This window comes from Terriglobus saanensis SP1PR4, from assembly GCF_000179915.2.
In the GTDB taxonomy this organism is placed as follows: domain Bacteria; phylum Acidobacteriota; class Terriglobia; order Terriglobales; family Acidobacteriaceae; genus Terriglobus; species Terriglobus saanensis.
Genome location: NC_014963.1, coordinates 4,511,266 through 4,523,062, shown reverse-complemented (window position 1 = coordinate 4,523,062; position 11,797 = coordinate 4,511,266). Strand labels below are relative to the sequence as shown.

General features: G+C 54.9%; 9 protein-coding genes. 2 read left to right on the top strand and 7 right to left on the bottom strand.

Annotation, left to right across the window (positions count from 1 at the left end):
* The 6 genes from ACIPR4_RS23575 to ACIPR4_RS18680 form a co-directional block, all read right to left on the bottom strand.
* Positions 1-453: a ubiquitination-like system serine protease family protein gene (locus tag ACIPR4_RS23575; protein WP_013570234.1), complete on the bottom strand. Its 453-nt coding sequence runs from the start codon at positions 451-453 to the stop codon at positions 1-3.
* Entirely contained in the window at positions 450-1,628 is a 1,179-nt protein-coding gene (locus tag ACIPR4_RS18700; protein ID WP_013570233.1) for a ThiF family adenylyltransferase, read from the bottom strand. The genes ACIPR4_RS23575 and ACIPR4_RS18700 overlap by 4 nt, the downstream gene beginning before the upstream one ends.
* The gene (locus tag ACIPR4_RS18695; RefSeq protein ID WP_013570232.1) at positions 1,603-2,358 is read right to left on the bottom strand and encodes a multiubiquitin domain-containing protein; all 756 of its coding nucleotides are present in this window, start codon (positions 2,356-2,358) and stop codon (positions 1,603-1,605) included. The genes ACIPR4_RS18700 and ACIPR4_RS18695 overlap by 26 nt, the downstream gene beginning before the upstream one ends.
* 80 nt (positions 2,359-2,438) lie before the next feature.
* A complete protein-coding gene (locus ACIPR4_RS18690; RefSeq protein ID WP_013570231.1) occupies positions 2,439-5,819 on the bottom strand; it encodes a UvrD-helicase domain-containing protein in 3,381 nt (1,126 codons plus the stop codon).
* Entirely contained in the window at positions 5,820-6,401 is a 582-nt protein-coding gene (locus ACIPR4_RS18685; RefSeq protein WP_013570230.1) for a hypothetical protein, read from the bottom strand.
* Positions 6,398-7,192: a hypothetical protein gene (locus ACIPR4_RS18680; protein WP_013570229.1), complete on the bottom strand. Its 795-nt coding sequence runs from the start codon at positions 7,190-7,192 to the stop codon at positions 6,398-6,400. Before ACIPR4_RS18680 ends, ACIPR4_RS18685 begins: the two co-directional genes overlap by 4 nt.
* Before the next feature lie 512 nt (positions 7,193-7,704).
* Between ACIPR4_RS18680 and ACIPR4_RS18670 the strand changes: the two genes are divergently transcribed.
* A complete protein-coding gene (locus tag ACIPR4_RS18670) occupies positions 7,705-9,198 on the top strand; it encodes an AAA family ATPase (RefSeq protein ID WP_013570228.1) in 1,494 nt (497 codons plus the stop codon).
* Positions 9,198-10,022, top strand: coding sequence for an HNH endonuclease (locus ACIPR4_RS18665; protein ID WP_013570227.1), 825 nt, complete (start codon positions 9,198-9,200; stop codon positions 10,020-10,022). Before ACIPR4_RS18670 ends, ACIPR4_RS18665 begins: the two co-directional genes overlap by 1 nt.
* A gap of 465 nt (positions 10,023-10,487) precedes the next feature.
* Here ACIPR4_RS18665 and ACIPR4_RS18660 read toward each other — a convergent pair whose 3' ends face one another.
* Positions 10,488-11,627 carry a hypothetical protein gene (locus ACIPR4_RS18660; protein WP_245536387.1) on the bottom strand — a complete coding sequence of 380 codons (1,140 nt, stop codon included), beginning with the start codon at positions 11,625-11,627 and terminating at the stop codon, positions 10,488-10,490.
* Between the last annotated feature and the right edge of the window lie 170 nt (positions 11,628-11,797).

Sequence of the window (11,797 nt, the reverse complement as noted above, 5' to 3'; positions counted from 1 at the left end):
TCAACCTCTCTCTCTGATCCAACGCCACGCTTGCACCCAAAGACTTGGTTTTACCGCTTCCGATAGGCGGGGGCTCTGAACATGAGGCGGCACCGGCTCGTATACCCTATGTTCGTAGAACTCCTTCTTGGCAGTCTTGTCCCGGTGATGCTCCCCCCGAATCTCATCTTTTGTCCAAGGCAAAGCTTCAATTACACTTCCTCGGCTGATGACGTAATGCGATCGACACGGAAGACTCCAGTTGCCGATCGACGGCTTAAGAGACACCGTATCTCCGTCGAAGGTCATCCTCCAATCCGTGGGGGTAAATGGGGTAACGACTTCTTCGCCACATCCGCAGCAGCAACTATGGGCCGCAGTAGCATAGGGTATGGAGATATAGAGCAGTCCAAGTTCAAGTTGTTCAGGGATATGTTCCACGAAGTGGTGCTTCAGATATTTGTGGGAAATCATCCGCAATCTCCATTTACGAGCATGTTGCCATCCGTGGTGTAGGTGCAGTGATGCTCCCGTTCTAGATCCCGGTAGAAGCCTCGAATCTTCTTCCACTTCACAACGGCCAGCACCGCGTTTAGTGCGTTAAGGTCGGCGACCTGAATATTTGAGGCATAAAGGTCTGCGGGACCGCCTCCAGCAAACGAAATGCGGCCGCTATGGACATGGTCGCGTTTCTGCGGCGTGCTGGCTGTGACTCGGAGAATTCCGCCAAGTGAACCATCCGTCAACTCGAGCCCCATGCCCACGTCCACGAACGAAGCACCCATCGACTCTAGCTTTTGAACGATGGCACGTTTTTCTTCGCCGGCGTCCAGGCAAAGAAAGGCAAAGGTCACACCCTCGAGGAGATGCAGATTGTCTCCGTGGAGCGCCACCGCATTCGCGGTGATGCCTTTACGCATCCGTGAATAAATTCCCTTGAGGTAATCAGCCTTCTTAGGTGCCTCGCGCAGTTCTTCCAGACCGGGAGCACCGGGCGCACGGAACGCGTTGTGTTGCAGAAAGAGATCTGAATCAAAGAGTCTGATCTCCTGCACCGGGGTCTTGGCGACGAGGTCCAGCACATAAGAGCCCGTGCCACCGACTCCAATTATGGCGATGCGATCCGCCTTGAGCAGTTCGGTAAGGGCTCCTATGCCGACCCGACCGGATGCCGTTTCCATATAGTTGAAAACGCTGTCTTCCTCTTCATCTGGCGCCCGCATTACCCTGGCACTCATTCCAGGTTTTACCACTGCCGCTGGACCGGACAAGATGCCGGCATAGCTCGTGAACTTCTGGTAATAGTCTGTATATCCTCCATCAGGTTTGCTTGAGAATGCCTGCCTGGCAGCCAGGCCATTACCTAAATTGATCTGAACGTTTGTCTGGTGCGCAATGGCTTGGATAGGAACGCCATCTGCGCGGCAAGGAAAGTCGCCGTCGAAATGGATTACGTGGTTGTCCGGCTGCCGGGTCTCATCTCCAGCCAACGTGAGACTGGAGATGAGGCGGCCCGTGAGGACTTCTCCCTTCGCGTTGACGTAGGGGACTTCCTCCATGACGAGGAAGCCACCCTGCACGTGCACAAGATAACCCTCGTCGCGGAGACGTTTGAGGTCGGCGTTACGACTGAACAGTGCGTGTGACATTGAAGATTGTCCCCTTCCGCTTGACGTCAACCTTACCCCCGATACCGAGTTCCCCTGCATGTGGGGCAGAGGCCGCGTGTCGGTAGGTCATTGAAAACACCACATTGGGCTCGTGAACTCCCGGGAAGGCGAGCTGAACAACCTCTTCGAACGTGACGAGACGCTCATTCACGATGCGTGGCCGCGAATTGACGATGATCTCGTAATTCGTGGGCCTCTTGGGTGCTGTAATGAAGTGTTCGATTCCGGGTTCCGCAAGGTCGACAAAGTCGCCGACCTCAACGACTCGATCTTCCCCGCCACGTACTTGGAGGAAGACGCATTCGCCCTCCCGGGGCATGGCCAGTTTGTGGATCTCTGCGCCGCTGATGATCGGTTTGCCCCAAGCGAGTTGCTTGTCATCGACAGTTAGCTTGAAGTCGCGGTCCGTGAGAAAAGCGACAAATCGCTCAGCGCCCCTCGTCCGCAGGTCGAAAAGCTCGTCGAGACGAATGTCCTCGAAATCTCCCGACGGTAGAATGCCGAAGAGACTATAGCCATCGCTCGGAAGGAGACCGGCTGCCTCCAGTATCTGGCTGCCAAGTGGGATGGGATCGCCGATCGTGAGAGTGGCGAAGTTCAGGTTTCCCTGCGCCAAGAGGAAACGGTAATTGCGGGCAGGATAGAGAGGTCGTCCTTCTCGCACCGCGACGCCCAGATCGTCAAACTCGAGGAAGGTTTCGGTATTCATAGGATCACATCCTTTCGTAGCGCGGGGCTTTGCCTCGGCTCTATAGGAGTAATCGCTGGCACATGGGTCGACCGGTAAACTCAGGAGAATTTTTTCTGCAGGAGCCCCTCGGGCGTGGGTCCACAGATAAAGAAGGCTGGACAGCCGGGACAGGTGAAAGGAGAAGTGATCGCTGGGAAATGCCCCGCTCGAATATCACCCAAGAAGCCCTCGAGCTTCGTTCGCCGATTCTGTAGCTCCTTCACGGATAGCAAAAGCCGTTGAGAGGTGCCGTCTGATAGATGGACGATTTCCGCTACCGAGTCTGGAAACGCCTGCTGAACTGCAAGTACGAATGCGGCAGCGCCAACATCCTTCGTTTCAGAGGATCTTAGATGCCCAGTCCGAATCCGACGTACAACCCTACTTTGATCAGGTCTGATGAGGATGTCATCAGCTCGCACCACGATCTCTTCGTCTCCGAATTTGAGATTGATAGCAACGGGAACCTCGTTCGCACAGCCTTCCTGTGTACTGACGAAGTACCTTAGCATCGTAAGGGCGAGCGCAGAGAATTCATTTCGATGGCCGTGATCAGCAAGTTCCACAGTCTTGAGAGCCGCCTCGATGCGATCCTCCAAGTCCTCCGGGCCGGCAGGCTTCCCATCAATGATCAGCGTGGCCAGTATCATCCGCACCGCGTCGTGCATTTTCATAAAGGCAGTGGAGGTTCGTCTTCCGCCGACTTGCAGAATGTGGGTGTAGAAGAAGCGCCTCGGGCAGCTCTCATAAAGTGCAATCTGCGGAGCCCCGAATCGCATAGGACCGTCGAATACTATTTGAAGTGCAGCCTCCTCCGCTGCCTCGGGAATCGAACGTTGCGGAACAACTACTGTCCTTATTAGCGTAGTGCCGATGCGATCCAAGAATGAAGAGAGGGGCCGATTATGGCCGTTGCTCTTCTCCATTGGTGCGTAAAAAAGCAAATGGCCTTTCGCTCGTGACAACGCCACATAGAAAAGACATTCCTGCTCTTCCACCTGTCCTTCGCGGTACGTTTCCAATGAAGATGCCGTTGCGCCCTGAATCATCCCTTCTGGGGGCGGGCAGATTGGGGCTGACGAAACGCGAGGAATCGTGTCTGCGTTCACGCCAGGTATATGTGTAGCGGAAAACTCAAGTCCCTTGGCACCATGTATGGTCAGCAGACGCACCGCGTCAAGACCTTGAGCCGCGTTCGGGAGCTGGCGAAGGTCTCGGTCGTCTCCAAGGCGAACTAGCCGACGTACACGATCTAGTAGCCGCGTGATTGGCAGGCCTTGTCCGGATGGCTGGACACGTAGGAAGTTCAAGAACTGCCAGATGGCAATGGCACGAGAGCGATCGGCGATGTTGACTGAGCTGCCAAGTCTAGCAGCCATGCGCGTGTGATCAAGAAGCAGAGTTACAAGGACTGTCCACGGTGATGAACTCTGATCAAAGCCATGGAGAGCGACTCCCAAAGATGTCAGGGCTCTTGCCCCCTGATCCGTTATTTTCGGAATTCCGTCGACGCTCTGTAACCAAGCCCCCGGCGATACCTCTGTTAGGCGAAGGAACTCCAAGGTCGCTGCAACATCCGCAAACTGCATTTTGAATTCTGGCCAGCAGCCGAGCCGAACCAAGCCCATCGCGCGACGGTCGATCAACACCGAAAGTAATGAAAGGAGATCTTTGACCTCGGGACGTTCGAACAAGCTGCCTAAGAAGAGAACAGGGATGCCTAAAACCTCGAGCTCTCTCGCCAGCGTCGACAGCTTTTCATTTCCCGTGCACAAGACCGCCTGTTCTCTGTACGTCAAGCCTTCGCTTCTTAGCACTTGAATCGAATCTGCAAGGGCCACCGCCTGCTGCTCTGCCCTCCGTACGCAAAGCAATTTGGGGTGAATGCCGTTTGGCCCACGGTCGGCATGGAGTGCCCTACTCCCGGCACCCAGACGCATGGTGGCTGCAAATGTCGAAAAAGCGTTGACGATCTCTGCGGAGGATCGATAGTTTTGGCCTAAGCGCTCGCGTTTGGCACCAGGAAAGTCTTGAGTCCCGAAGCGCATCATGCTGAATGGAGATGCCCCGCGGAATCTATAGATGGACTGCTTCGCATCTCCGACAACCCAGAGGTTATGACCATCCGGTTTAAGGGCCGCTAGCAAGCGGGTGCTGCTTCGGTTCACGTCTTGATATTCGTCAACGATGACGTGGTCGTACAGGGACTGGATGTGTGACCGAATGTCAGGACTTGTCTCCAGTAACCGTACTGGAAGCAAGACTAAGTCACCAAAGTCAACGCAGTTTGCATCTCTTTTCAGGCGCTCATAAGCGCCATATACTTGTGCGACCTCTGCGGCGCGCTCTGCGGCCTCACTTGATCCCATTGACCCTGCCAAGCGAGCATATTCCTCTGCGTCAACGACTTCATCCTTCGCACGAGATATAGCAGTCAGTATCTCGGTGATGATCTGGGTCGGGTCGTAGATGTTTCGGTAATGACGGAGATTGAACGAAGGAAATCGATCTTCCAGCAACTCAACAGCTTCGGTTCTGTCCATCATCCGCGGATCTCGTGGAAGTCCCAACTCCGTAAAAAAGCGACGGACCAAATCGAGGCCAAACGCGTGGAAGGTCCCCACCCACATCGCCGCGGCTGCCTCTCTGTGCTTCCGCGCAATGCGTTCGCCCATCTCGCTGGCGGCTTTATTTGAGAATGTGAGTACAAGTATGCGCCGTGGGTCAACGCCGTCCGCCAACAGCCCTTCGACCCTCGCCACGAGAGTTCGCGTCTTCCCAGTTCCTGGCCCGGCCTCAAGCAGATAGGCTTCACCACGATGCTTGGCCGCTAATTCCTGAAGCTCGTTGAGCGGTGCTTCTTGCGTCCACTCCAATGGGCGGAGGTTGACGGCTGGTAAGAGGAGCGCGTCAAGTAGCTGCTGAGCCACTACCTCGAAGGGTGCGCCCACCTTATCTGATATCTCTGACGCGGTGAGTCCATCGTCCAAGTGGAGCGTTCGAACCCATGATCTGGGCAAGAGGAACTCCCTCGCGAAGAGATCCATTTGGATTTCACGCCTCTGCCTTCTACCGTAGTCAACGACCCTATCGAATCCAAGGGGCGAAGGCTCAGATGGTCGGCTAGGATCAATCTCAAGGACCGATTCGTCGGCAAGATCATCCTCCAGCACAACGTGCCCTAGTTCATGAGCAGTGAGGAAAGCTCGTTCAAAAAACGACTCGCAATTTTCATGGAGAATGAGCCGATCCTTCCGTAGGATCGCAGCACGTCCCCCATCTAGGATCGCGGCACCTTTTGCCGTTGATTCGACATCGACGTCTTGGCGCTTTGCCTCAGCGAGAGCAAAGGCGTACGGATCACAAGGATTGCTCCCATCGGCCACCGCGCAAGCGTGGAGTCGAGCGGCGATCTGGCGAGCAAGCTCAACGGAGTCCATTTACTCTCCGTCAACCGTCAAATCACGGATGTCTTCATCCGTCACACCCGCATCGGTCAACAGACGGACAAAACTGACCTGCTCGGCGACCTTCGGTTTGGAATCGGCCTTATAAGCTCGACTCGGCTCTAAATTCAATGAAGACGCCGAACCTAGCGACAAGATTGTTTCAACACTCGTGTTCAGGGTTGTTGCCAGGCGTAACAGGAAACGTTTAGGTACAGTTGAAAGCAACACGCGATGCTCTCGGAAAGCGGATAGGACCTGGCGTGGGACACCAAGGTTCAATGCAGCGGAACGTAAATCCGTGGCAGACAACGCAGCGAAGGGATCCGACTTGGGAGAAGCGCTGGAACTTCTGTATATGCTCCACGCTGTCTCAATCTTAGCCATGTCCATAGAGGTAAGGTGTTCCTCCTCTTGTGTCGTGACGCTGTTCAATTGCCATGACAGATCGATGAGATCTTCAGCAAACTCCGGGTACGTCCGTATGTAGTGCTCAAGCGTCTCTGGATCGGCCTTTTTCTCCACGGAGAATGCATCTAGAACCTCTTCGCGCGTAGGTTTGGCAGGGACGCTCATAGAGTTCCTCCTTCCTTCATGCTGTCCCGAATGATGGCGAAGGCGAGATCGCGGTGAGTTCTAACGGTTTTTTCGGAACGGCTAACTGCTTTGACGATAGTCGTTGTGTCGGCGTCATTGGAGTCTATTTGGAAGCCCTGTCTCAACATGTGAATGATCCTGCGCTGTAAAGGAGATAACTGGTTAATCGCTGCATCTAGGCGCAACCGGTAACTCTGGCTCTGCAAATTTGATACATCGAAGGGATCGAAGGCACCCGCCGCCTGCTCAACCTCCGGCGATAGCTCTGCCCCATCCTCATCGGACTCGAGGGGTGCGTATCTTTTCTCTGCCAGCCACGCCCTTTTCTGGGCGGTCAGGCGAAGCTTCTCTACGGCTCCATTGAACTTGATCTCAAAGAAATCTAGGCGCTCGTCGTAGCCTTGACGGTCACTCGATAAAATTTCTACGAAACGGCCGAACGCTTCATCCCGGATGGATTCCTTCGTAAGCGAAGTGTCTTTCCCGTCGCGCGTGGTCGCCCGTGGCAATGCATTTAGGATTCGCTTGCTGAGAATTTTGAAAAGCACGCTAAACCAAACTTCGTCTACCTCGTCCCGGCTAGTACGAATCAGATGGACGATGCATTCACTTGGAATATAGAGAGGGTCGCTCGCTCGACTGATCTGTGCGCGCTCCACTAGCGAAGTGCGAGGAAGAGCGTAAAGTTCGAACAGCATCGACTCTATGCCTGCATCGCGTGTGTAGAGTTCGCCGGCGAGCGTCTTTTTCTTGAGGGGAGGGATGCTCAATAGTTCACCTAGCTCATCTGAAGCTCTTTTTGTTAGGGCTGTTGAATACCGTATACATCATACGGAACGACATGGTTTTGCCGTTAGCGGCAAACGGTCGGTTGTAATCAACTAGTAACCGCGGACAGCCCGATGGGTTGGACTCTGAGGCTGATATCGCTGGGTTTGCGTATACCTGAGGGAAATTCCTGCGGACAGAACGCGTATGAAATTTGTCAGCCAGAGTTCGATCAGGATAGTTTCGCGCTGTTCTCTAATGCGACATTGCGCTCGCCGCGTTCCATACCACCCACATAGTTCCAACCGGGATCCACGTGCCGACCCTGAGCTCCATGAGGTTCTCGTTCATGAAGCGAACGAAGTGCTTGAGCGCAGTGATTAAGGAAACGCGGAAGTGCGATAAATCTGGAGAATGTTATCGTCTTGAGAAACGTTGTCATCCAAGAACCAAACGCTGACACCACTGGCCGATCGGTGTTCTATGTTTGGTCAACTCAAACGAGGCCCGCTAGTTGCTTCACTTTTACGTCTATCGTCCGTCCCGGCGCCGCAAGCCTAGTAACGTCAAGTACCCAGCCGTCTATCTCTTTGATGACAACTGGAACGACTATGGGTACTACACGCTCTTCAAAGCGAGCATAAAGCTCCATGCCGATGCCGATGAGATCGAATTGGGCGAAGTGAAAATTTTGGAGATATCGGACGAAGATGTAATTTACACGCCGAGAATCGAGGATGAATTCACCACCTTGGCCCCCCGCTTCTGTTCGCTGGGGCAATCGGTGCGTTATTATCGCCATCTTCGCGATGACTTGCCGGTAGGGGTACGGAAGGAATACCTGAAGTCCCTTCGGGACATCGTGTCGCGCCCCAAACAACAGGCAAAGTTTGAAGCGCACTCCGGCTTCGAGAAGTCGTTGTTGAGAAACAGCGGCGCACGAGACGGTCTGAGACGTGGAGGGCACTACGTCGGGTATCCAGTTCACGAGCTGGATCCCCCGTCCTTTCATTTTGAAATGACGTTGCCCAACTCAACGGCGCCGCACGAAATCCATTTAGACTTCGCACCCCACGTTGAATTGCCAAATCGGATCAACCTTCTTATCGGGCGGAACGGCACCGGCAAGACGCAGCTTCTCGCCCATCTCGCGCAGAGCCTTTATGGCCTAGATAAATGGGATGATGACGAAAAAGAACTGCTGGGGACGGCCAAGATCTCCGAAGGAGACCCAGAATTCAGCAAGATCATCACGATCTCCTACAGCGCCTTTGATCAATTCCCAATTCCCAAGCCCAAGCCCTTTCGCGGTCGGAAGATGCGGTTTGATTACAAATATTGCGGTCTCAGGAACGCGGAGGGTGCCATTGACGTCCGCGAGTTGAAGACGATGCTTGATGGTGCCATGAAGTCCATCATTTCGGAAGATCGTCTTGATATCTTTCAGCGGTTGGCCGACCGTCTGTTGGGTCCCAAGATCGCGGAGCCCTTTGCCGCTGACAAGGCGAGTCGCGATCAGATATTTGCGCTGCTGAGTGCTGGACAGCGATTCATCATCTCGGTCGCCGCCGACGTGGTCGGATTTATCGAAGAACGAAGCATCCTGCTATTCGATGAACCAGAGACTCACCTCCATCCCGGCCTCTTGAGCACTTTGATCGCAATTCTAGATGAGATACTTCGCGAATTTCAGTCCTTCGCGGTGATCGCAACGCATTCGCCCATTCTCCTGCAGCAAGTGCCACGTAGATATGTGCGGGTACTCAGACGCCGCGGATCACGCACCTCAATCGGGTTGCCGAATATTGAAACGTTCGGTGAGGACCTCGGGGAACTAACCCGCCATATCCTGGACCTTGCTGAGCCAGAACAGGATTTTCATTCGGTGCTTGATCGACTTGTTGACCGAGGCATGACCGCAGGGCAGATCCAAGCGATGTTCGAGCGGGGTTTGCCTTTGCCAGCACAAATCTATCTGGAATCTCTCACGGTCGAGGCTGACGAATAATGCGACATGTCGCCCCCGTAGAGCTGACCGATCTACCGACGCTGACTGATATCAAGGGAAGCGTCAAGCCGATCCATAGACCACCGATTGAGGCATCTTTCGCGGAAATCGAAGCGGCGTACGATGACTTCGCCGCCGCGATACCGCACGACCTTCACGCGTTGACGCCGATCGGTTTGTCCCCCGATGTCCGCAAAACCTTAGCTACGATCTTCTCGAGCCGGCTCGGCAAATTCAGATCGTTATGGGACGCACTGAATGATCACTTCGAAGATACGGGCAACAGTACATGCCCCTATTGCAATTTCGGAGAACAGTGGGAGCACGACCACTATTTACCAAAGAGCATGTTCCCCGAGTTCACTCTCTTTCCAAGAAATCTTGTGCCCATTTGCAAGCCCTGCAACGGGAAGAAACTCGCCCGTTACCACGAGACAGGCTCCCGGCTTTTCATATACGCGCTCTCCGAACTGAGCGGCATAGACGGACTGTTGCAGGTAGATATCACATATCTTCCCAAGTTGACGGTCTCCTATTCGTTAGCGAATCCTGGGACACTCGAGAGTTTCGCGGTGTTGGAACGCCACTTTCAAGCCCTTGATCTGGGGCGACGCTACACGAAGCAAGCCTCGACCACCATGGCCCTACTCCTGAAGACGTTCCAGAGCCCTGCAAGCTTAGACCTTGGTCCCCGCAAATTGCGGCGCAGGCTGCGTCAAATGGCAATCGACAGAAAAACACAATGCCCACCGAACCATTGGGAAGTCGCACTCTTGCAACATCTCGCGGAGTCTGGGGACTTCGTCAATTACGTGTTCAGCTGATCAGAAGTGTCCTGAGGACCACCGGTTTCGCGATACCCGGATCAGCGGGCAAGGGTGGTGCTGGTGTGGAGTGCGTCACAGTCGTCGCAGGCGCCACTCACTCTCATGCGGCACCGAGCGTCTCGCGCCAAATCGCAAAGGCTAAGACCCTGAAAGGCGAGAACGTCCGCAGTAACAATCCAGAGATGCTTGTAGCTGCCACAACGCTGCGGATGACGCCAACCACTCCTCGCACTCGTCTCCGGAGAAGGATGGCTTGCCGCCGACTAACTACAAGAGCCTATACGTATTCGTGCGGGGGAATGCCTTTTGTTACCGAGCGGACGCGGATATCAGGTTGCGAGTGATTTAGGCATCCTTTCTCCCGGGCGTTCTCAAGAGGTAAGAACAGGCCGATGCACGTTTCCAGCTCGGTTTCCGTTGGAGAAGTTTCACGGCAATACTGGCGCGAGTCGCTATTAATACCTAGCTCTCTTGTGACCTAGACGGCCTTGTCCATCCTTCCAAAGCCTTTTTAGCTTCTTCGGCCGCCTTGGGTTCTTCATACATCACGATCCTCCATTCCTCCTCGTGTTTGGCAAAGACGAGGCCGGACTGGCTCATCATCTCGCAGATCAGGTCGTAGATGGGCGCAAATACTTCGATGGAGTCCCAGGCGAATTCCCGCAGCCAAAGTTCACGCACGATGCGTTCGACCCGGGTCATGAGATCTTCCACGAACGGATTCTTCCGGAAGATTTCGTCAAGGCGCGGCGTACGATCTTTCAGGTTCCGTTCCATTCCGTGAATGTGGCCGAGCAGGTAGCCGGCACATATGAAAACGTCTCCGAAGATTTGCTGGATCTCGCGGAAGACCTCGCCTGCGCCGCGCCCCTCGCGGTGCGCCTTGATTTGTTCCAGCGCCGCTGCAAAACTGTCTTCGATCGCGCGGCAGAGAATGCCTTCGAACTCCTCCACCGCTTCCGGACGGAACGTTGCCGAAGACCGGCACGCGGCATACTCGCTCCAGACATCCATTGCCTTCAAGAAGGTCTGGCGCGACCGGTTCCCGCACTCCAGTGGTTTTCCATAGCTGTCGGGGAACATCCGGTAGAGATGGCTCTCGTGTTCCACGTGCGCGGCTTCATGAGCGATACACGCCAGGGCTAACCGCTGCATCTCGGGCTCCGGCGACAGCGTCGACAGCGCGAGGCCGCGACGCAACACGATGTGAAATCGCAGGTCTCCGTCGCGGCGGACGGCGGCTGTCCGTGCCATCTCCATGACCTCCGGCTGAGGACTCATCTCCAGCGGAACCTGGCCATGCGGAAGATCTTGGAGTGCGCACGCAGCAGCACAGCAATCGTTGGCGACTGTGACGCCGTCCAGCGCCTGCAACTCTATCCCGGAAAATGCGACGACGTAGAGCGTTTCTTCGATGGCAATCGCCAGAGCCTCTTGCACCTCTGGTTCTTCAAAGCAGGAGACATTAAGGCTGCACCGATCCGGCAGCGGCAGACGCCGTTCCCCTTGGGGGGCGAAGTTCAGTTCGCGAATGGAGCTCATCGCGGATACCCTCTCACTCTCGCACATGGAAATTTCATGCACACAGAGCCATGCCTCCATCGCTTGCCTGAAGGCAAAGCAAATCCGTGTCTTTTGGACACCAGCAGATACCGTTCCCAGGGGATCGTACGAGAAATCAGCATAACTCCTCCGCCGGGGAGAGAGGGAAAACATCTGCGGTGCGCCCCCGCAAACAGCCCCATAACCCATGATCGGGGAGTTGGAAAACC